Source organism: Desulfotalea psychrophila LSv54, assembly GCF_000025945.1.
Lineage (GTDB): Bacteria > Desulfobacterota > Desulfobulbia > Desulfobulbales > Desulfocapsaceae > Desulfotalea > Desulfotalea psychrophila.
In genome coordinates, this window is sequence record NC_006138.1 from 367797 (window position 1) to 389925 (window position 22129).

General features: G+C 47.9%; 22 protein-coding genes and 1 pseudogene. 13 read left to right on the forward strand and 10 right to left on the reverse strand.

Annotated elements, in window-relative coordinates; translation table 11 throughout:
• Positions 1–16: 16 nt before the first annotated feature.
• The 10 genes from DP_RS01695 (at position 17) to DP_RS01740 (ending at position 7782) form a co-directional block, all read left to right on the forward strand.
• Positions 17–397 carry a NifB/NifX family molybdenum-iron cluster-binding protein gene (locus DP_RS01695; RefSeq protein WP_011187586.1) on the forward strand — a complete coding sequence of 127 codons (381 nt, stop codon included), beginning with the start codon at positions 17–19 and terminating at the stop codon, positions 395–397.
• A 27-nt stretch (positions 398–424) separates the two neighbouring features.
• Positions 425–784 carry a NifB/NifX family molybdenum-iron cluster-binding protein gene (locus DP_RS01700; RefSeq protein ID WP_011187587.1) on the forward strand — a complete coding sequence of 120 codons (360 nt, stop codon included), beginning with the start codon at positions 425–427 and terminating at the stop codon, positions 782–784.
• Positions 785–1004: 220 nt separating this feature from the next.
• Positions 1005–1535, forward strand: a complete 531-nt coding sequence (nrfH, locus tag DP_RS01705; protein WP_011187588.1) for a cytochrome c nitrite reductase small subunit — start codon at positions 1005–1007, stop codon at positions 1533–1535.
• An 11-nt stretch (positions 1536–1546) separates the two neighbouring features.
• Complete coding sequence (gene nrfA / locus DP_RS01710; RefSeq protein ID WP_011187589.1) at positions 1547–3073, forward strand: ammonia-forming cytochrome c nitrite reductase; 1527 nt, start codon at positions 1547–1549, stop codon at positions 3071–3073.
• A 178-nt stretch (positions 3074–3251) separates the two neighbouring features.
• Complete coding sequence (locus DP_RS01715) at positions 3252–4631, forward strand: ATP-binding cassette domain-containing protein (RefSeq protein WP_011187590.1); 1380 nt, start codon at positions 3252–3254, stop codon at positions 4629–4631.
• A gap of 1 nt (position 4632) precedes the next feature.
• Complete coding sequence (locus tag DP_RS01720; protein WP_011187591.1) at positions 4633–4938, forward strand: putative quinol monooxygenase; 306 nt, start codon at positions 4633–4635, stop codon at positions 4936–4938.
• Between the two features lie 547 nt (positions 4939–5485).
• Positions 5486–6238, forward strand: a complete 753-nt coding sequence (locus tag DP_RS01725) for a DUF1538 domain-containing protein (protein ID WP_011187592.1) — start codon at positions 5486–5488, stop codon at positions 6236–6238.
• The gene (locus DP_RS01730; RefSeq protein ID WP_011187593.1) at positions 6226–7011 is read left to right on the forward strand and encodes a DUF1538 domain-containing protein; all 786 of its coding nucleotides are present in this window, start codon (positions 6226–6228) and stop codon (positions 7009–7011) included. Before DP_RS01725 ends, DP_RS01730 begins: the two co-directional genes overlap by 13 nt.
• Before the next feature lie 3 nt (positions 7012–7014).
• Positions 7015–7362 (forward strand): P-II family nitrogen regulator, encoded by a 348-nt coding sequence (locus DP_RS01735; RefSeq protein ID WP_011187594.1) that lies wholly within the window; start codon positions 7015–7017, stop codon positions 7360–7362.
• Between the two features lie 21 nt (positions 7363–7383).
• Positions 7384–7782 carry a CBS domain-containing protein gene (locus tag DP_RS01740; RefSeq protein WP_011187595.1) on the forward strand — a complete coding sequence of 133 codons (399 nt, stop codon included), beginning with the start codon at positions 7384–7386 and terminating at the stop codon, positions 7780–7782.
• Positions 7783–7812: 30 nt separating this feature from the next.
• On the opposite strand, the gene DP_RS01745 is transcribed toward DP_RS01740, so the two are convergent.
• The 6 genes from DP_RS01745 to DP_RS18425 all read right to left on the reverse strand — a co-directional run bounded on the left by DP_RS01745 (position 7813) and on the right by DP_RS18425 (position 15165).
• On the reverse strand, positions 7813–8418 hold the full coding sequence (locus DP_RS01745; RefSeq protein WP_011187596.1) for a hypothetical protein: 606 nt from the start codon (positions 8416–8418) through the stop codon (positions 7813–7815).
• A 314-nt stretch (positions 8419–8732) separates the two neighbouring features.
• The gene (locus DP_RS01750; protein ID WP_156792179.1) at positions 8733–10604 is read right to left on the reverse strand and encodes an aspartate ammonia-lyase; all 1872 of its coding nucleotides are present in this window, start codon (positions 10602–10604) and stop codon (positions 8733–8735) included.
• Between the two features lie 38 nt (positions 10605–10642).
• Positions 10643–11950, reverse strand: a complete 1308-nt coding sequence (locus DP_RS01755; RefSeq protein WP_011187598.1) for an anaerobic C4-dicarboxylate transporter — start codon at positions 11948–11950, stop codon at positions 10643–10645.
• Positions 11951–11989: 39 nt separating this feature from the next.
• The gene (locus DP_RS01760; protein WP_041277497.1) at positions 11990–12481 is read right to left on the reverse strand and encodes a hypothetical protein; all 492 of its coding nucleotides are present in this window, start codon (positions 12479–12481) and stop codon (positions 11990–11992) included.
• A 209-nt stretch (positions 12482–12690) separates the two neighbouring features.
• Positions 12691–14415: a sigma-54 interaction domain-containing protein gene (locus DP_RS01765; protein ID WP_011187600.1), complete on the reverse strand. Its 1725-nt coding sequence runs from the start codon at positions 14413–14415 to the stop codon at positions 12691–12693.
• A 495-nt stretch (positions 14416–14910) separates the two neighbouring features.
• Positions 14911–15165, reverse strand: coding sequence for a hypothetical protein (locus DP_RS18425; RefSeq protein ID WP_041277498.1), 255 nt, complete (start codon positions 15163–15165; stop codon positions 14911–14913).
• On the opposite strand from DP_RS18425, the gene DP_RS19090 reads away from it, so the two are divergent.
• Positions 15083–15667 (forward strand): permease, encoded by a 585-nt coding sequence (locus DP_RS19090; RefSeq protein WP_407637890.1) that lies wholly within the window; start codon positions 15083–15085, stop codon positions 15665–15667. The two genes, DP_RS18425 and DP_RS19090, sit on opposite strands and share 83 nt — an antisense overlap.
• A gap of 21 nt (positions 15668–15688) precedes the next feature.
• Here the strand turns inward: DP_RS19090 and DP_RS17820 are convergent, their stop codons facing one another.
• Positions 15689–15856, reverse strand: a complete 168-nt coding sequence (locus DP_RS17820; RefSeq protein WP_156792180.1) for a hypothetical protein — start codon at positions 15854–15856, stop codon at positions 15689–15691.
• Between the two features lie 155 nt (positions 15857–16011).
• Here DP_RS17820 and dctP point away from each other — a divergent pair, with 155 nt between their 5' ends.
• Both dctP and DP_RS01785 read left to right on the forward strand, forming a co-directional pair.
• Positions 16012–17007: a TRAP transporter substrate-binding protein DctP gene (dctP, locus tag DP_RS01780; RefSeq protein ID WP_011187602.1), complete on the forward strand. Its 996-nt coding sequence runs from the start codon at positions 16012–16014 to the stop codon at positions 17005–17007.
• Positions 17008–17044: 37 nt separating this feature from the next.
• Positions 17045–17812, forward strand: a complete 768-nt coding sequence (locus DP_RS01785) for a YaaA family protein (RefSeq protein WP_041277500.1) — start codon at positions 17045–17047, stop codon at positions 17810–17812.
• A gap of 3 nt (positions 17813–17815) precedes the next feature.
• Here the strand turns inward: DP_RS01785 and DP_RS16470 are convergent, their stop codons facing one another.
• The 3 genes and pseudogenes from DP_RS16470 to DP_RS01800 form a co-directional block, all read right to left on the reverse strand.
• Positions 17816–20548 (reverse strand): response regulator, encoded by a 2733-nt coding sequence (locus DP_RS16470; RefSeq protein WP_011187604.1) that lies wholly within the window; start codon positions 20546–20548, stop codon positions 17816–17818.
• A gap of 30 nt (positions 20549–20578) precedes the next feature.
• The gene (locus DP_RS01795; RefSeq protein WP_011187605.1) at positions 20579–21637 is read right to left on the reverse strand and encodes a Fic family protein; all 1059 of its coding nucleotides are present in this window, start codon (positions 21635–21637) and stop codon (positions 20579–20581) included.
• Positions 21638–21693: 56 nt separating this feature from the next.
• Positions 21694–21939, reverse strand: a pseudogene (locus DP_RS01800) (hypothetical protein); the annotation flags it as partial.
• Between the last annotated feature and the right edge of the window lie 190 nt (positions 21940–22129).

Consider the following 22129-nt stretch of genomic DNA (forward strand, 5'->3'; position numbering starts at 1 on the left):
AAGGAGAACTAAAAAAATGGCTAAAATTCGCATTGCAATCCCATCCAACGGTGAAGGTGGTCTCGACGGAACACGTGCAGGACACTTTGGTCACTGTGATGTCTTTACCTTTATTGACGCGGAAGATGGAAAAATCATAGAAGTATCAACTACCGAGAACTTGGAGCACATTCAAGGCGGTTGCATGGTGCCTGTTAATCTACTTGCAGAGCACAAGGTCAACGCCCTGGTTGTCGGTGGTATTGGCATGCGCCCACTCATGGGCTTTAAGCAGGTCGGTATCGAAGTATATCACGATGCAGAACGAATGGATATCCGCCCCGTTGTTGAAGATATGCTTGCAGGAAAGCTTCAACTTATTTCAAACGACCAAGTATGTGGTGGTGGTCAACAATAAACCCATTAGCCGGTAGAGGAAAATAAAATGAAAATAGCCATAACCGCAACCGGCCCAAACCTGGATAGCCCTATTGATCCCCGTTTTGGCCGAGCTGCCTATATTATTATTGTCGATCCAGAGAGCATGATCTTTGAGGCAGTAGACAATAGCACCAACGTCAACTCATTTAAAGGCGCGGGCATCCAAGCAGCCACTATGGTACACGACAAAGGCGCAGAAGTGCTGATGACTGGATACTGTGGGCCAAAGGCATTTCAAATAATCGAAACTGCTGGCATCAAAGTGGTAAGCGATACAACAGGCACCGTGGCCAATGCAGTGGAGAAATTCAACAAAGGAAATCTCCAATACACAAGCGCAGCAAACGCTGAAGCACACTGGTAAACTGAACTTGGTAACTGAGTATCTGCAGTAAAACGTTTACTCCCATCAAGGTGAAAAAACAGCCTTTTAACTTTTATCCTAGTTAAAACAGTTAAAAGTCTGATATACTTTTTTCACCTTGAGTTTTTTATTTTACACTTAAATGGGTGGCAAACAGTTCCAGAACAACCTCCCCTTTATAAGCTGACATCCCTTCTCCCGCTAACCATGAGGCTGTTTTATGAAATCGGGTAAATTCATTGCCTATAGTGCAATTATTGCTCTATTCACTGCAGTTGTCCTGTTTTTCTATCTTCTCGACACGTCAAAGGCCCTCTCCTATCTATCAACAGATCCCAAGGCCTGTATCAACTGTCACGTAATGAATGCCCAGTATGCAAGTTGGCAACATAGCTCCCATGCCAATCAGGCAGGTTGTATTGACTGCCACCTGCCAACGGATAGCTTTGTCCATAAATACATCTCTAAGGCACGAGACGGATGGAACCACAGCGTCGCCTTTACCCTCAACACCTATGCACCCCGAATTGAGATAAGTGCCGATGGGGCAAGACGGGTACAGGCCAACTGTATCTCCTGCCACAACAGGCTGACCGGCACCATCCGGGCAAACGAAGATAAGTACCACGATTTTTCAAAAGCAAAAGCGACAGAAAGAAAATGCTGGGATTGCCATCGAAACGTTCCCCATGGCGGCGTGCACAGCATCATATCAGCTCCAAATAATCTTGGTGTAAGAGAATTACAATAGGAGGAAACCCTGTGAATAAGTCCTATAAAATATTACTGACAGGATCGGTGATTGCAATTGGTGCCATGGGCCTCATGGCAAACTCCATCAACAGTCGAGAGGCAGAGCGAAAAGAGATCAACACGGGGCCTGTTGTCCAGGCTGAGGGAGTGGCCAGCAAAAACGAAGAGTGGTATCGTTACTATCCGCGAGAATACGATAGTTGGAAACAGACAAAAAAAAGCGACAAAATCACCGATCTTCTGAGAGAAAAGCCTCAACTTGCGATCATCTGGGCCGGCTATGGCTTTGCCAAAGATTACAACGCCCCACGAGGTCATTTCTACGCCATCCAGGACAACATCAACACCCTGCGCACCGGCGCCCCCACGGGACCATCCAATGGACCAATGCCCACGGCCTGCTGGACCTGTAAATCCCCCGATGTCCCCCGTCTGATGGACGAGGTGGGTGAAAATGAATTCTTTACCGGAAAATGGGCCAAATATGGGAACCAAATCGTCAACCCCATTGGTTGCGCTGACTGTCACAATAGCCAGACGGGTAACCTCGGCTTTAGTCGACCTCACCTGGGAAGAGCACTTGAGGCCAGTGGAGTAAATCTTGACGAGATCACCTTCCAAGACATGCGCACCCTGGTCTGTGCCCAATGTCACGTCGAATATTATTTCCGGCCAACGGAATGGACAGACAAAACGGGTAAGACAAAAACTGCCAAGGTGGTTACCCTGCCCTGGGCCAAGGGACTCTCAGCTGAAAACATGGAAGAGTATTACGATGAATATAGTTTTAAGGACTGGACCCATAAGATAAGCAAGGCCCCCATGCTCAAGGCTCAGCATCCGGGTTACGAACTCTTCTCCAAGGGAATCCACGCCCAAAATGGCGTCTCCTGTGCCGACTGCCATATGCCCTACAAGCAACAGGGTTCCATCAAGTATACAGATCATAATATAGGCAATCCCCTGGATGACATAGCCAGCACCTGCCTCACCTGCCACCGTGACAGTGAAAAGGCCTTCAGGGACCGCGTTGCCAGCAAACTTGAACGCAAAGAGCAGCTCATGAAGATGGCCATGGATACTCTGGCCGCAGCCCATCTTGAAGCAGGAAAGGCCTGGGAACTTGGGGCCACAGAGGCAGAGATGCAGCCCGTACTTGAGCTCCTTCGCTCCGGCCAATGGCTATGGGATTACTCCATTGCCAGCCATGGTTCCTTCTTTCACTCTCCCGAAGAGACCCTTCGGCTCTTGGGAGTAGCCAATGACAAGGGTGGCAAAGCGCGAATAAAACTTGCGGCAATTCTGGCTCAACATGGCCTGATCGGCTATCAGGTTCCAGATTTTTCTACCAAGGAAAAAGCCCAGGCACTTGCCGGCGTCCCTCTCCAGAAGCTCATTACAGAGAAGAAGGCCTTCGAGTCAACCCTGCTTGAGCAGTGGAATGAGGAGGCCGTAAAAGCTGGCCGTCTTGATCCTAAAACCCTTGAAGGAATGAGCAACAAGAGTTCCTGGTCTCAAACCGAGCTCTCTCAGTAGAGATTCATAGCTTCCCTCTCCTAGAAATGGCCCCATTGCCAGCAGACCCTATCTGCAGGTAATGGGGTATTTATTTACCCAAAGCACAATCACGCCTGTTTTTTAAAGATCTATCAGCTCTTTCATAGTAGGTTGGCGGCCAAAACCAATAAACATTCCCCTCAACCAAGATATAAAAATGGACTTTATTAACTTTTCTCACTCAGGCCTGAAAATCAAAGAACTCACCATTACTCCGGGGGATACCTGGTGCTTTTATGGAGGAAATCTCTCGGGCAGTGAAGCGTTCCTCCAACTACTTACTGGCAACCTCGGTCACGAAGGAAAAAAACACCCAGCCGTCCTGCCTCAGGCGAGCGTGGTCTCCTTTGATAAACTCCAAGAGGTTTTTGAAGCGGAACTGGCCAAGGATGATTCAGATTTCCTTGACTACCTTGATCCCGGTACAGTTGCCGGAGACTTCCTGCCCCATGGTAGCCTCTACCACCCCCTTGTCAGCATCCTGGGAATGAAGGAAAAGCTGGAAACCGGTTTTAAGCAGCTCAGCTCAGGTCAGGCAAGAAAACTGCTTCTCCTGGAGGCCATCCTTGGTGGGAAAAAACATATTATTCTGCACACCCCCTACGACGGTTTAGACAGCAAAAGTTGCCTAGAGCTCAACCTTGCCCTCCAGGCCCTACCCGAAAACCTGACCCTGCTCCTCTTTGTTCATAACATAGATGACATACCTGACTGGTGCAGCCACATTGGCTGGTTTAAGGACAATGCCCTCTACCGCCAGGGAGACTACAAAGAGATTATCGGCGATATTCGAAGTGAAGAGCTGGAGATACGAGAGATAAACCTGCCCAGCCAGAGCCGTCCCTCCTCCGAAGAGCTACTCTATCTTCGGGCAGGATTTGGCAGCTACCAGGGAAAAAATGTCTTTACCGGCCTTAATCTACACATCCACTCCGGCGACCACCTCCTTATTACCGGGGCCAACGGCTGCGGCAAGTCGACCCTCCTCCAGATCATCACCGGAGACCATCCCGACTGCTACGTCAACGACCTCCGTCTCTTTGCCCATAAACGAGGCAGCGGCGAGTCTATCTGGGATATCAAAAAACAGATGGGTATTGTCTCCCCTGATCTACATCGAAACCACAGATGCCCGGGTTCTGCCCTGCATATTGTTATCAGCGGTCTCTATGACACCATAGGTCTTTATGTACGTCCCAGTCAGCAGGAGATTAAAGAGGGATTAAAATGGATTGCCTGGTTGGGCCTAGAGGAGAAAGCGGAAAAGCCATTTCGCAGCCTGAGCTTTGCCGAGCAACGACTGATCCTCATCGCCCGAGGTCTAATAAAGATTCCTCGCCTCCTCATCCTCGACGAGGCAAGTCAGGGACTGGACGAAAGCTACCGGGAACAGTTTATGACCGTTATAGAAAAAATTGCCCGGGAACAGCTCTCCACCATCCTCTTTGTCAGCCACCGGGAAGATGAACATCGCGATTTTTTCAAATACCACATAAAACTGGGTCAGTATAGCCCGCTAAACAGAGAGGAGAAGTAATATGATTACCGTTCTAGCCTCAATAACTGTCAAAGATGGCTCTATGGAGGAGTTTCTCCGTATATTCAAGGAGAACGTGTCAGCGGTTCTCGCCGAGGAGGGCTGTATTGAATACTACCCCGCCATCGATACCAGAACAGATCTCCCCCCCCAGATCTACCAGGAAAACACAGTAACCATCATAGAAAAATGGCAGAGCTTAGCCGCCCTCAAGGCCCATCTGGCCACAGCGCATATGCTTGCCTATAAAGAGGCCACCGCCTCCATGCTGGAAACACTCTCCCTCAAGATATTGGAAAACGCATAGGAGAGAGCACACTCTTTGCCCCCTCCTTGTCTCAGCCAATGACCAGGGCTACTGCCCCAAGTAGCCCATCGCTGAGAGCCTCAGGCCAACTACGTTCAGCCAATCTCATCGGTTGAGTAGCGGGCAGGAGGAGGGGCAACCCCATAACATATTTTCCTACACTTATACCGACTCGACGCCAAAGGTAATCACACCCTGAAGGCTGTTACCCATCAAACTATTTTCTCCACCCAACTCGTTAATTCACCGAATCAAACTAAGCGAAACTCTCTCTCCATTGATCTTCAATATCATTTTATTATCTCATTGCTATTTTTAAGAGGTAGCAGCGAGCTCTACAAACCAACATCCCAGAAAGCTGCTCTATGGCAAATATGGATAAGCCCCGACAGCCATCACCCACAAATATTTCACCTTGATGGCGAACTACACAATATTAAAATCTATTTTAAACTCATTTTTTCTGTACTTAGTGATAAGTTTGTGGGATGCTAGCAGAAATCAGCTCTTCACCAGAACTCATCCGAAGAACCAAGGGCAAAAAATAATGGTCAAGATACTCCTCATACAGGCCGCCAGAAAACTGTGGACAGCAACAAAGGATCTGTTGCCAATAATCCTCATTATAGCCTTCTTTCAGATAGTTGTCATCAAACAGCCCCTGCCAGATGCAGGAGGGATACTGACAGGATTGCTCCTGGTAATCTTGGGTCTTGCCCTCTTTGTCGAAGGACTGGAAATTGCCCTCTTCCCCATCGGCGAAAGCATGGCCCACGCCCTCTCTAAAAAAGGTAGTGTCTTTTGGGTCCTCACCTTTGCCTTTCTTCTCGGCTTCTCGACCACAATTGCAGAGCCCGCCCTGGTAGCGGTCTCCGGCAAGGCAGCAGACGTTGCCGTCCGGGGAGGCCTGCTGGAAAACACACCCCAGGCAATTGCCTCCTATGCAACAGGAATCCGACTTTCAGTGGCCTTTTCCGTTGGCCTTGCCATCCTCCTCGGCGTACTGCGTATCCTCCTGGGTTGGCCCATACATTTTATTATTATCGGCGGCTACCTGTTGGTGATGCTGATAAGCAGCGTCGCTCCCAAGGAGATAATCGGCATTGCCTACGATGCAGGAGGTGTCACCACCTCCACCATTACCGTTCCCCTCGTCACCGCTCTCGGAGTAGGTTTGGCAACGGTTATCAAAGGCAGAAGCCCCCTTCTCGATGGCTTTGGCCTCATCGCCTTCGCCTCCCTGTTACCCATGATATTCGTCATGGGCTACGGCATATTTATGTTTGGATGGGCATTATGATAATTGAACTTTTTTGGACACTGCTCTCGACCATACGGGACGTTCTTCCCATCATCCTTCTCTTTGGTTTTTTTCAACTGGTGGTACTTCGCAGCGCCCTGCCCAATCCCAGACGTCTCTGCTTTGGCATTGTCTATGTTATCCTTGGTCTTACCCTCTTTTTAGTGGGACTTGAAAACGCCCTCTTCCCCATCGGCAAGATCATGGCTACCCAACTCACCGACCCCATCTTTCTCCAAGGTGACAGGGCAAGTATCGACCTCGGCTATTGGGCAAATTATGGGTGGATATACTGTTTTGCCGCCTGCATTGGCTTTGCCACAACCATTGCGGAGCCATCCCTTATAGCTGTCGCCTATAAGGCTAATGAGGTGTCCGGTGGTGCCATTAGCAGCTGGGGCCTGCGCATCACCGTTGCCACAGGAGTTGCCATTGGCATCAGCCTTGGCTCATTTCGAATTGTCACAGGAACACCCCTATATTTATATATAATGGTAGGGTATATTATTGTTATATTACAAACATTTTTCACCCCAAAATCCATTATCGCCCTGGCCTACGACTCGGGCGGAGTGACAACCTCCACGGTAACGGTACCCATTGTAACAGCGCTTGGACTCGGACTTGCCACCTCTGTGCCTGGACGATCTCCTGCAATTGACGGCTTTGGCCTCATCGCCTTTGCCTCTCTTTTTCCTATTATTACGGTATTAGGATATGCTCAATATATTCATTGGGTAAGTACTCGGAATAAGAAACCCATAAAGGAGTAAAATATGCGATTTCAACTTATTCTAGCATCCGTTAAATCGGATATCACAGATAAGGTTGTTGATGGAGCAAAGGCAGCGGGAGCAACGGGAGCAACAATTATCACTGCCCGTGGCACTGGCCTTCGTGAGGCAAAGACATTTTTTGGTCTCTCCCTGGAGGCTCAAACGGACATCATCATGTTCTTGGTAGAAGAACATGTTCTCCAACCCATACTCGATGCCATTGGTACCATAGGTGAGTTTCACAAACCAGGCACAGGCATCGCCTTTGTCCTGCCCGTGGACCAGGTTATTGGCCTTGAAAGCCAGATAGAAAGATTTAAAGAAGAAGCGCGAAAAAAATACTTTTAATATCAATTAAGAGGTCACAAGATGATTGAAAAAAAACTCGTCAGAGCCCGTGACGTAATGCGCAAACAGGTCCCCACCATCGATGGCATGGCCACCGCCCGCGATGCTGCCAATATGATGAAAGAGCATCAGGTCTCCTCATTGATCGTCAATAAAAGGGACGAAAACGATGCCTACGGTCTTATCAGCATCCAGGACCTTATCACCGAGGTTATGATCCCGGCCCGGGAGGCAGATATGGTAAATGTCTATGAACTTATGACAAAACCAATCATTTCAGTCTCTGCTGATATGGACATCCGCTATGTAATCCGTCTGCTACACAGGGTAAATATGCGCCGCGCCCCCGTGGAAGAGAATGGTCACCTGGTTGGCATGGTCACCCTCACCTCACTGGTTCTCGACCACGATCTTTTTTAACTGAAAAAAAACTACCTCCCTGAAACAGGCCTAATAGCTGGGTGCGCCCGCAAGCAACATCTCAGCAATAGTTTTCTTTACCTTGGGCAGAGAGGCCCGTTTATAGAGACAGAGCTCATTTTCAAGCTGAAGTAGCTGACTCAGATGAGGGGTGCGCTCAACATGGGGAGCACTCTCCGTTCCGGCAAAGCGTGAGGTCACAATCTCCTGGCAACGGAAACAACCGAGAAAATGACGTATCTGCCCGTTGGGAAAGCGCATAACAGCAGGGACTCCATGGGTGCGGCAAACAAGCAAGCGGTGCTTATAAAGAACACAGAGCCCCTCCCGGTTAAGAGGACACATCAGCTGCGGACGCTCCTGACGCGCCTCTGCCATCTGGCAGCCAGCGACATAGTCCCGACAACGCCCCAGGATATCGGCCTGCGCCCCCGCTTCCAGCTCAGAGAACCCCTGCCAGAGATATGCCCACTCCACATAGGTATGGTGGAGAAAATAAGAGTCACAGCAATTATCAGCACAACCATCACAGCTAAATCCTAACTCAGCCGCCACCAGGGAATAGGCATCTGCCATCTCTGCATAAGTCGCCTCCATACGAGCCATCTGCTCTGAAGAGAGAAGCAATTCAGTCATAAAAATCTCCTAGTAAATCATTAGAAAAAACGGGAAAAAGGCGCAAGCCTTCCTCTCACGGACACCCTCAAACAGCAGTGACCAGAGTACCATATTCCCACAAAGACCAACATTTTTAATGAATGCCAGCCCTTGCCAAAATATATTCACAGAAAGCAGGGTCTTACAGAATAAGGTCAATTCCTCAAAGCAGGCCCAAACAGAGGGCAGGCAGGGTTACGGGGGGAAGTTAGGCTGAGAGAAAGGGGGCGGTGAACAGGAGAGCAGAGGCATAGCTGGACAGACGAGGCAACTGCCCGCCCAGCTTTGAGCCACTAGAGGTGCTGAGGAATATCCCGTGGATCGGTCATCTTTTCAGGCGAGAGCATATCATCCAGCTCCTTCTTGGTAAGCAGACCCTTCTCCAGGACAAGATTATAAACGCTGCCACCTGTCTTCAGGGCCTCCTTGGCAATGGCAGCAGACGGCTCATAACCGATAACCGGGACCAAAGCGGTAACAAGACCAATGCTATTTTCCACATAGGAACGACAGACGTCACGATTCGCCTCAATACCGACGATGCAACGAGAGGCCAAGGTGACGCAGGCATTTTTAAGAATCATCATACCGTGGAGCAGGTCGTAGGCAATAATTGGCTCCGCCATACAGAGCTCCAACTCACTGGACTCGGCGGCCATGGAAACCACAGTATCGTAGCCAATAACCTGATAGCAGATCTGATTGACCACCTCAGGAATAACAGGATTAACCTTGCCCGGCATGATGGAAGAGCCTGGCTGCATGGGTGGCAGGTTTATCTCATTGAGACCACAACGGGGCCCGGAGGAGAGCCAGCGCAGATCATTACATATCTTTGAAATTTGCACCGCAGCCCGTTTCATGGTCGCAGACATCTGGACAAAGGTACCCGCATTTTGGGTGGCCTCAACAAGATTTCCTGCTCTTTTCAGGGGAAAGCCACTCACCTCAACAAGCTTTTCAGTTACCAGATCGGCATAGCCTAGAGGACAGTTAATGCCGGTGCCAATGGCAGTAGCCCCCATATTAATATGCATAAACTCTTCGGATGCACCCTCTATGGCACGCATGGCACTTCCCACCATTACAGCATAGGCACTAAATTCCTGGCCAAGAGTCATGGGCACCGCATCCTGATTTTCCGTTCGTCCCATCTTCAAAACATCCTTAAACTCAACGGATTTTTGCAGAAGGGCATTTTTCAGATCCTCCATCCCTCGGGCCAGGTTACGATGCGAGAGCAGTACGGCAAGTTTGACCGCCGTGGGATAGGTATCGTTGGTCGACTGAGAACAGTTGGCATGATCGTTGGGATGCAGGTACTGATACTCTCCCTTCTCATGCCCCATAAGCTCCAGACCACGGTTGGTTATGACCTCGTTGGCATTCATATTGGTGGAGGTGCCCGCCCCGCCCTGGAACATATCCACTGCAAAATGCTCATGCAATTTACCCTCTAAGAGCTCAACACAAGCTCCACAGAGAGCCTCCATCTTCTCCCCATCCATCACCCCAAGCTCAAAGTTAGCGCGAGCAGCAGCAATCTTAATAAAGGCAAATCCTTCGATGAGATGACTAAAATTACTTACCGGCACCCCGGAGATCGGAAAATTCTCTATAGCTCTCTGAGTTTGCACCCCATAATAGGCATCACCGGGAATCTCCCTATGTCCCAGGGAATCATGTTCCAGGCGAAAACCGCTCATCGTCCGTCTTTTACAGGTTTCACCATAAAGCTGCTCGGAAAGTGTGCGCATACGCCTATTGATGGCCACCGCGACCCGGGAAACCAATCGATAAAATATCTCCGGTTGCTCCTTTCTGAAAACATCAATCTTTTCCCGGGAAACCTGCCAGACCACCGCCCCTAAACGGGTATAACCTCCATTGGCATGGGAATCCTGATCAATAAAGACACCCTCGGATATCAATCCTCCCGCAGAAACGGTACCAACACGGTGAGAGCTACCATGCAGGCCACGAACAAGCTGAATCTCTCCGGCAAGAATAATTCCTGCCCAGTTTCTAGGAGTTGATTCCTGAAAGAGCCAATCACCGGCTGCATACTCTATACGCTCACCCTGAGCAAAAAATGTCTGTAAATCTACCTCTTCAATTCCCGCCGTCAGCGCTGCCTGCTTAAGAGTATTTTCATCTAACTTCATAATATCCTCCAAAAAGTTGATTGATATGCGGCCCTATATTAAAGAAACAGCCTGCCAAAAAGAGAGGCAAACACAACGGCAGAGGCAATTGTGACCAGGCCGGGTATTATAAAAGAGTGATTAAAAACATATTTACCAATCCGGGTGGTTCCTGTGTCATCAAACTCCACGGCGGCAATAAGGGTTGGATAGGTTGGCAGAACAAAAAGAGCACTGACCGCAGCAAAAGAGGCAATCGCGGTCAGCGGGCTCACCCCCAGAGTAAGAGCTACGGGCATCAGGGCCCTGGTTGTCGCCGCCTGCGAGTAGAGCAGGGTAGATGCCACAAAGAGCACTACAGAGAGAAGCCATGGGTAAGATCGTAGTAAATTGCCCGCAGTCATATGAATCTCTTCCATATGAGCTGCAACAAAGGTCGTGCCAAGCCAGGCCACCCCAAGTACACAGACACAGGCACTCATTCCCGACTTAAAGGTCGAAACGTTAAGAATATTTTTTGCCTCTATCTTGCAAAAAAAGGTGATAAAAGAGGCCGCCGTTAGCATAAAGGCAATAATGGCATTGTTTACCGGTAAGACAGGCTGAGCAACCAGGCCAACCGTAGGACTGATGCCAATAGCATAGGCAACGACACAGAAAATAGTTATGGCAAAGATAAGAACAGAACGTTTTGCCGCATGCGAACTCTCTCTGGCAGCCTCTTCCTCCGTTACCTGACTTACCTGACCCTTACGAAGACGCTCCTGATATATGGGATCATCGGCCAGCTCCTTACCCAAAAAATTTGTGACGAAGGCACCGACCATAACGGCAAGAAAGGTACTGGGAATACAGATAAGAAGAAGATGTATATAATCAACACCATGCTTACCCAGTTCAGCAGCAAAGAAAACCACGGCGGCTGAAATAGGCGAAGCTGTTACTGCTATCTGGGAGGCAACGGTGGCGATGGCAAGTGGCCTGGAGGGACGGACACCAGCCCGCTTAGCCACTTCAGCGATAACCGGCAGGGTTGAAAAAGCAGTATGGCCCGTACCGGCAAACAGGGTCATGGTATAGGTAACAATGGGAGCAAGAAAGGTGATATATTTGGGATTCGCTCGCAAAACCCTCTCGGCAATAGAGACAAGATAATCAAGACCACCAGCCTCCTGCATAGCCGCAATGGCAGCAATAACGGCCATGATAATCATAATCACATCTATGGGCATATCCCCTGGAGGAATCTGAAAGACAAGGGCAAGTACCAAAACACCAAAGCCACCGGCAAAGCCAATACCTATGCTACCCATCCTTGCTCCAAACCAGATAAACAGCAGTACAACAGCGAGTTCTATAGCCCACATAATGTATCTCCAATAGGATTCTGTTTTATGGTAAAGAAACTAGGGAATTGTATACTCTCCGCCTAAATTCGTGGTATGCCCTGTTAACACGGTTCTTCCCTCTTCCCTGCCAAAAGAGAGAGCGGACCAGGTAAAGGCCACTGTTCCGGTTATGCCTGCATACTTCCCTGCACCACCGACAATATTACCTGCTACCTCAACCCCCTCCTGCAGACTCTGTCCACGCAGCTGTAAAATAATGCTGCCGCCATCGAGATCCTGCCAGAGACAACGAGCCTCAATATCCTCAGGAGAGGTACCGATCCCAACACATTGGGACCAGAAATCAAGTTCTCCCGCAATACCCTGAGTCATACTGACATGGCCTGAAAGGTCAAACTGATACAACTTAATAGGCGCAGAGACAAATATTTGTTGATAACCATTGGCAAGCCAGGCACCGGAAATGGTGGCACTTTCCCCGGCAACTGCCCCCACCGGAATAATGCAAAAAAGAGTTAACAACAAACGAAGAAAGCTTTTTCTAAACATGCTCCACCCCATAACGTTGACAAACATTTAATAAATTATAAGAGAATACTGGCGGAATAGCGTTTATACTAAATGCCCGAATAAACCTAACAAACTAAGAAAATGATATCGCAAGAGAGGGGTAATAGCAACAAGAAGATTTTTTTTAAGAAATCAATCGGAGTAAGATTTTCTACTCCGATTAAGAGGATATGAAAGAAAGGGGAGAACTACTCTTCGCAGGAATGAGCACTTGTAATATTGTACCGTTGCGCCTTGCGAACCACGGTAGACTGGCTCACCCCGAGGACCTTTGCCGCCTTATAGGTACTCTTACACTCCAAGAGGGCATTACCTATCAGGCGAATCTCTAAATCCTCCACGGCATCCTTCAGAGATTGGCGAGGAAGCGGATGAACAGACTCCTTATTAGAGGCAATACAGAGACAACCTGGTACATCGGTGATTTTAATAAGATCTGAATCACTCATGGCGGCAAGCAGTTGAATCGTTGCCCGCAACTCCCGAACATTGCCCGGCCAGGGATGTGCCACCAGGGCATCCAGTACCTCGGGAGCCATGCTCTTGTAGAGACCATATTTTTTATTAGCACGACCAAGAAAATGCGCCACCAGCAGAGGAATATCTTCGACTCGCTCTCGCAAGGGTGGAATATTAACCACAATAACCCGCAGGCGATAGTAAAGATCTTCACGAAACCGTCCTGCTTCAATCAAATTTTCAAGAGATTGATTGGTCGCAGCAACGATTCGGACATTGGGCATATGCAACTTTGTCCCGCCCAAACGACGGTAGCCTGAGCCATCAAGCACATGAAGAATTTTTACCTGCATATGCAGTGGCAATTCACCGATCTCATCAAGAAAAAGAATTCCGCCATCGGCAAGCTCAAACATGCCCGGCTTTCCCTTCTCCGATGCACCGGAAAACGCCCCGGATTCATAACCGAAAAGCTCCGCCTCAAGAAGATCCGCCGGAATAGCACCACAGTTCAGGGTCACAAATGGTTTATCGCGACGCACACTTCGACTATGGATATTCGTCGCAGTCATTGTCTTGCCGGTACCTGTCTCACCGAGAAGCAGAACAGGGGCATCTACATTGGCCGATTTCTGTACATCTTTTTCCAACTGACGGGTTGCAAGACTGGTCCCCAGATATTCGCCCGGAGTTTCAAGGGAACGTAGACGGTCACGGTAGAGTTTAGCCTCCATCTCGGCCTTATTCAGCTTTCTTTCCAGATCTTCCAGTTCACTGATATCACGAATACAGGCAATAACACGCCAGACACGTCCATCGTCATCAAAAATGGGGGTACTTGTATTTAAGCACCTTATACCATTTGAATAATCATCAAATCTAGTCTGGGGTTTCTTAGTCTCTAAGGCCTTAAGGGTAATACAGGTGGTGGTAAGTCCCATTTCCACCGCAGCCGTTACATGCTTACCAATAACATCTTCGGCCCGGACTCCGGCAATACGCTCCATTGCCTTGTTCACTCGCAATGTAATTCCATCACCATCAATAACCCAAACACCGTCGTGCATAGATTCAAAAAGGATATCAAGCTCTTGAAATTCAATAATGGCATCCTGACCCAGATGCTGCATTGGCATCGAATAGGCAAAGACACTTCTGGTTTTTGTGGCTACATCCAACCAAAACCAGGTGAGAGCAAAAACCTGATCCTCATGATAATAGGGGACCAGAAATCCCTCTGAAGCCTCAACCAAACTCCCTGCAACAGCAAAGAGATCAAGTCGGGTACAACACTTTAAAAAAGACTGACCCTCCAGTCCGCCCTTATCATTTTTAAACGCCTCACAGAAGTTATTGTTTGCCCGTTCAATAACCCACTGCGCCCCACGACAGGTACAAACCGCCACATGTTTCTCAAGGGATGAGAAGGTGGTCGCCCAATTAATTGTTTCCATGTTACTTCCTTTGCAAAAGTTTACTAAGGCGATAAACTACTACGCACGAGCAGAAGAAACAATGCAAAAATGAATCACACCATAAGGCAAAAAAAAGCTCCACCATATTTGACAATCACCTACCCTATATCCTAACAACGGCAGACCAAAAGTGACGATAACAAACCACCACTCACTACTCCTGCCATGCCCTCACCTTCTTCATTACTACAAAAACTTGACATGAGAAAACATTTGGCTATTCCACCAAGCGTCAAGCAGAGAATAACCTCTAAAAAAACAAGAGCACTCCCACCTATTCTGATCGACAGAAGTAATAGAGTTATCAACCTGTCACCAGGTTTTCATCAACATAAATAAGGACAGAACATAAACAGTCTTTTTCATATATTTTAAATACTTGCCGACTGGATCACTTCCAACCTTCTCGGTCTGGAGCAGGGGTAGCAGCGCACCGAAAGTGTCCACTTTTTTATATACGATGTCAGCAAGATCCTAGTTCTGATCGTCATCATCATCTCTCTGGCAAGCCTTGCTAGAGCATCTCTTGATATGGACAGGGTGTGTGACTACATCCAGAGCAAGAACCGTTTTATCGCCTACCTTCTTGCTGCTTTTTTTTGGTTCTATAACTCCATTTTGCAGCTGCAACAGCATCCCTCTCTTTCTGGGTTTTACCGCTGCCCGCATCCCCGTAGGTATCACAGTGGCCTTTCTCATCACCTCACCTATTATCAATGAGGTAGCCATTGTTCTGCTTGGGTCGGTACTTGGCATAAAATTTATGATTGCCTACCTGATAGTGGCTATATCCGCAGGTGCAAGAGGAGGCTTTTTCTTTGACCTGATAAAGGCGGAACGATTTATCTCTCCCATGGTGGTGACTCCCGCCCCGGCTATGGCTGCCACAAGCTCTTGTAAGAGTAGCAGGAGCCCCCCAACAACTCCTGGCAGGGCCGACATCTGTTTGCCAAACGTGAGACAAAAAAAATTGTGCAGAAGGTTTGGAAATGGGTCATCTTCGGCATTACAGCTGCTGCTATTTTCCACGGATTTATCCCGCTTCTGGTCCTCTTCACTCTCACAGGCTGGATATTTAACGCCATTGCCCCCCTGCTATGGCTACGACGAAGGGAAAGGACCTGCCTTTCCCTTTGCCAGATATACATCCCCTATTTTCTCGAAGCTTTTTTTCCTTCAAGCATTAAACTTGGTGGGCCAACCACTTACAGGGAGAAGAAGAACGCTCTAGCTAACGGCCACATCATAGGCTTCATGAAAGCGCTCTTGCAGATAAGAGGCCATGGGACCTCTCAGCCCCATGCCTATCAAAGCAGTAGGCAGCAGCACCGACAAGACCGGCGGAAAGCAGAGCAACTTCCCCATAGAGAGAACGATATATCACAGCCCCCTCTGCCAAGACCTCATTTTTTTTGGACATGGTTATCCTTAAAAGAAACACCACATTTCAGAGTAAAATCGACAAGTCATATAAATTTTGCCGACTTAAAACTTGCCTTCACAAGAACTTTTCATTGACATAGACTCCGTTTACCACAATGTTTTCGGGCGAACATAATTGACCAAGGAGTTCACATGAAACACATTCAGTATATTTTTATTTCAGTAATCATCTTACTATGCACGTCCTGCTCAGAGAAAAAAGACCAAACCATTATCTTAAAATATATACGTTCAGCTGCCGTCAGCCATTTCAGTTCGCAGCAGATGCAACACTGGAGCACAGAGGTAGAGCAGAGAACAGCAGGCAGGGTAAAAATTATCGACGCCAGCCCTGCCCCTCTCTCTGCAAAAAATCCATACGATAGTCTTATCGCAGGAACAACTGATATTGCTATTTTCTGTACCACTGACAAACCTGACCGCTTCCCTGTTACCAACTCAATAGCCCTCCCCTTTGGCTTTGCCGATGCCAAGACAGCAAGTGCTGCCATGCGTGATTTAGTGCTGAAATATGCTCAAGAGGAGTTCAGTAATACCACCCTGCTCACAGTCTTCACCGGCGCACCGTCCAATTTTATCTCCATCAAACCAATAAAATACGCCAGTGACCTGAAAAATATCTCCCTGGGAATCCCTAAAGAATCCACCAGAAAAATTGCCAAAGAATGGGGAACAAAGCCCTTGCTTACAGCAGGCGCAGATATGACAGAGGCCATGGAGAAGGGCAGGATCGAAGGCGTCTTCACCTCCCTTGCGGCCATAAGAGAAAATAATCTTGCCCCCAACTGTAAGTTCATTACCCTTACCAATCAAATCGTCTCCCCCTTTGCCGTGGTCATGAACCAGAATCGTTTTACTCAACTTCCAGCGGATATTCAAAAAATCCTCCAGGGTCTCTTTGTAGAACAATCTGAATGGACAGCAGAGTATATCGATAGACAAGTTCAGGAATCCGTAAAGTGGGCCGTCACAGAACACAATATGCAGATAATACATCCTGCCCAAAGGCTCTCTACAAAGCTCAACAAAACGGCATCCAACTCAATTGGCCTATGGGCCATCAATGAAAGTCAATACGGTGTTTCCACAGAAGAGATCCTTGCCACCCTGCAGGATTATATCAATTAATTTTTTGCATGCCTTGCACCACCCTTCAGGAGGACCAATGCTTATCATCCTCGCCCCATCCAAGAAACAGACATACCCCAATTGCCCCAATCTGGTCAGCACCTGCCCGGAGTTTCTCCAGGAGGCTGGACAGTTAAACCAAATACTACGGGCAAAAACAGAGAAAGAAATTGCCCTGCTCATGAAAACCAGTAAGATTTTAACCGAGAACACCCTAAGAGATATCAGGGCCTTTAATGGCAGCGAGGGCCGAGGTTTCCCGGCAATTTTCACATTTAAGGGCGACGCCTACGATGGGATCAAAGCAGAGGATTGGAACCAGGAGCAGATGTTCTATGCCCAACAACATCTCCGCATCCTCTCCGGACTCTACGGCATACTGCGCCCCCTTGACCTTATGCAAAAACACCGTTTAGAAATGGGTCTGAAGCTCGCAACCCATTCGGGCACTCAGATGTATCAATTCTGGGGAGAGAAAATAACCGACACCATTAATCGACAGTTAGATAAAGGGGAGAGGTGCCTGATTAATCTCAGTTCCACCGAGTACAGCAGGGTCATACAAAAGAAAAAACTAGATGGAAGGATGATAGATATCATCTTCCGGCAGATAAAGGATGGCCGAGCCAGGACCATCCCGATTTATGCCAAAAGAGCCCGAGGGGCCATGGCAAACTTTATGGTCCAAGAAAAAATCAGAGACAGTGAGAAACTCAAGAATTTTTCCTCCGAGGGCTACCGATTTTTACCAGGGGAAAGCAGCGAAGATAGTTGGGTCTTTTCCTGCACCCTGAATAAAAAATAACCATCAGCTACGGGAGGCCAACAGACATTTGGCAATAGAGGCATCTAATTCCTCTATTTTGAATGGCTTTGCCACATGGTCATTCATCCCTGCCTCAAAACATTTTTCTATATCATCTGAAAGGGCATTGGCGGTTATGGCAATAATGGGCAGCGCCCGATATTTTTCATCTTTGCGGATTCTTCTTGTCGTCTCATAGCCATCCAACACAGGCATCTGCACATCCATTAAGATCAAATCATAGGAGCTCTCCTCAAGTCTTTCGAGACACTCCTGTCCATTTTCAGCAAGAGTCACCTCCGCACCTGCGGCCAAAAGAATGGCCTCCATCATATAAAGGTTTATCTCATTATCATCAACCAAGAGTATCTTAAGCCCCTCGAGCAGACTCTTACGATCCACGCTATTGACTTGAACAGCCTCTGTATTCTGGGCGTCACCCTCCTGCCCCACCCCCAAATCAAGGGTGAACCAAAAGGTACTCCCCGCCCCCGGACTGCTCTCAAGGCCAATATCCCCCCCCATGGCCACCACAAGTTTTTTACAGATGGTCAGACCCAATCCAGTTCCACCATAATTTCTTGTCACCGAAGAATCGGCTTGAGTAAATGGGACAAAGAGTTGTTTCTGAACATCCAGGGCAATTCCCACGCCGGTGTCAATTATAGAAAATTTGAGAATAACCCCCTTTTCGCCTAAGCCCATCGACACCACATGCAGAGAAACATGACCCTCCTTAGTAAATTTCAGGGCATTACCAAGCAGGTTTATCAGAACCTGACCGATCCTGAAACGATCACCTATCAAATTTTCAGGGATGCCAGGGGCCACATCCAGACAAAACTTAGGAGAACTCTCCTCTTCGACAAAAACGCTATCAATAACTGGTTGAAGCAGGGCGTGTAAGCTAAACCCACTCTCCTCAATTTCCAACCTCCCCGCCTCCATCTTGGCAAAATCAAGTATATCATTCACCGTTGTCAAGAGCTGCTGTCCAGAATCTAAAATCCGTCTGACATAGGATCTCTGATCCACTGAAAGAGATGTCTTTTCAAGCAACTGGGCCAGGCCCAAGACACCATTAAGGGGTGTTCTTATCTCATGACTCATGTTGGCTACAAAGGTTGATTTCGCCTGATTCGCCCGTTCGGCCTCATCCTTAGCCGTAATGAGATCCTGCTGAAAACGCTGCAGATCAGCAGTTTTTTGATCCACCAACTCTTCAAGATGAAACTTATAGGCCTCCAGTTCACCGGCCAACTGATGACGTTGTTCCACATCGCGGATAACCACCAAAAGACAATCGACGTCCTTTATTTGCATATAATTCAGGGTCATTCCTGCCCAAAATTTTTCTCCTGAATAACGTTTCATCTGCCAGTCAACGGTCAAGCTCCCATCTCTGACGGTCCTCTCAATTAGCTGCTGAAAGGCCTGATCGTCATAGGGCTCTTCTCCGCAAAAATTCCACCTCAAATCTGTCAATTTGACAAGTTGCTCCTCGGCACCTAACAGCAGTTCCGAGGATCTGTTAAATTCAAGCACCTGAAGCGTATCTATATCACAGACTAAAACTGCCTCGCTGGTCGCATCAAATATCTCCACAAATTTTCTCTCCGCATTACGCTGCAGATGAATATTGATAAGCAGGGTCAGCAGGAGACTGACAAGAAGAATTGCAATAAGGGCAATAAGATTGATGAAGGTGGTATTCTGCTCGTAGAAGCCCAAAGAAAGCTGATTAATAACTTCACTCCCTGGCGGAAGTTCGCTTACCTCTATTGAAAAGCGATTAAGCACCTCATTATCAAACACAGGGGAGAAGTGCAACTCCTCCTTCACCGGGGCGGGAATATTGCCCGTAGTCAAAATTTTAACGGCCAACTCGGCAGCAAGCTGCCCCTGCTCCTTGCCCTCTAAGACATAACCACCAAGCGCCCCCAAGCCAAGATGAAAATCATAGGGAGTATAGACCGGAACAGGACTTGTCTCAATAATCAGGTCAGCAAGAGATCGAGCATCCATATGGGTACCCGGCTGAGAGGTGGCATAGGGGAGGAGGAGAACAATACTCTCATCTGAGGCCAGGCGCAGACGGGCAAGAATTTCTGGCAAGCCCTTCTCGGCCAGATATTCAAACCTAAGTCTGTCGCCAAATTGACGCAACTTAGGTTGGACATTGGTCAAAACAGCTCTACCGGTAATAGTATCCTCGACCACCACAAAGACATGCTTAATGCCGGGCTGTAATTTCAGAGCCATATTGATAGTCCCCACAGCATCTATCTCCTCAAAGACCCCGGTCACGCCCGAGCCAAGCGAATCGAGTAATCTATCATCGCCATTATATCCCGAAAAAACAATCGGGATATCAGACCAGAGCAGGTCTCTGAGACGAAGGGCAAAAGCAAAGGCGATATTATCATTTGCGATAATTATATCCGGTGAAAATTTCGCAAATTTAAATTCCAGCTGCTGAAGAGTATGCCTTTCGCCCTCCTCACCCGGAAAACGTTTCTGATCCATATGCTCAATATAGAGAGACATCTCAGGAAAATTCTCACGAAGCACATCAATCTCAGCCTCGACCTCGGCATCCCCCCAACCAAAACCTTGATGATAAGAGTTAAGGATCAAAACAACCGGAGCCTCTTGCCAACCGGCAAAGGCAATGGCAGAGGAAAAAAAGAAAAGAACAGCAAAAAATAGAGCTAAAAAAAAATTACGCAGGCTCATAATCTCCTCTTTACCAAATGAACCATCTGGTTAAATAACCGACATTTGCTCCAGCAGATCCCTGCCACTGGCAGTCAAACGATATTTTTGATTACGAGAACGGGGCGTTTGCGGAAATATCATCTCCACAACTCCTGCCTCCAATGCAGGTCGCAGATAATTATAGAGAAATGTAGGACGATGCTTCAAGCCCAATCTCTTCATTAATTCTAAGGAGGGGCTGGTATCTGTGGCCACGGCCCGTACCAATATCTTCACCTGTTCACCTATCTGAGATAAAACAGGTGCCCGAGGAGAAGAGGGTTCAGCTTCTGCCACTGCCGGCACCGGCTCTGGTGCCGGCAACTCAAAAAAGGGAGCAATCGACTTCAGCCCCACAAGAAGGGTGCGAAGAATAAATTCTATAAAGACCGTAGCCCGCCCTGAGTTCACTGCCTGCCAAAACCTCTCGTCATACTCTGATTCAGCATCGAGAAGGAGAGCGGAGAGAGGCAAGAGAGCAAAGGTCTTACGCCACTTACTTAAGATAAGGATCTGCCATAACTGAGCGATATTATGATTACCCTTACGAAATGCCTTCAAGCAGAGTAGCTCATAATGAATGAGGCAACTTGCCAGCAGTGGATGAATATCCACCCCCTTTAACCAGAGAAGCAGGGAACGCAGAGAGGCAAAGACCTCATCAATGGGAGAGGATATATCCATCATGGTACTACCCTCGGTCAACTTGTCGGGCACCCTCCCCTGCATCAACTGATTATGAACAAAGAGGAGATCATTTTGCGAGGAAGGAGAAAGACCTAGAAAAGAATCATACATATTCACGGTACTGCAAAGAGTCTTAACCCCTTCAGGTAGCTCAGAAATATAATTCCCCTCCAAAATCGCGCCAACCTGCTCCAGGGTGAGGGAATTTTTCTCCACAGAGAGATAGGAGTGAACAAGTCTATCTCTATTGGCAGTTTTAATTTCATCGACCACTACACTCTCTGGGATTTCGCCCATCAGGCCTATCTGTTCCGAAATGCTTGCAATAAGATCAATAATCACGGAAGAATATTCAAAAGAGGGGCTATATACTGTTGCCATATTTTACAAAAACAAACACAGGTTTAAAAATCTAGACACATCTAGACATGGAAATATCACAAAAAACGGAGGACAAGATCGCAAGCCTCGGAAACCGGCTTCTCCACCACAGGACTAAGGCCCACTCCAAGCTGATCAAAACAGGCACCCTCAACACCCACCATCCAGGCAGCGACAGGTATTCGAACAAAATATAAGCTTTTGCAGACATGAAGGGCCTCTTGAGCACCGATAGCATGGCCACTCACAGGCCGGGCTACTCTCCGGGCCAGAGCCTGCCAATCAAGTAGGTATACAGTACCCGCCTCGGCACCCTAGCTGAACAGCGCCTCCATTATATAATTACAGGGACAACTGAATAAAACCAAGAAAACCATCTCTAAAACAAGCCATAGCCTAACGAATATTTCCATAGATAACAAGAAAAAACAAAAGATATGCTTCTCAAGAAGAGACCCGGCACGGATCCTCAACTGACAGGTATTGACTCAA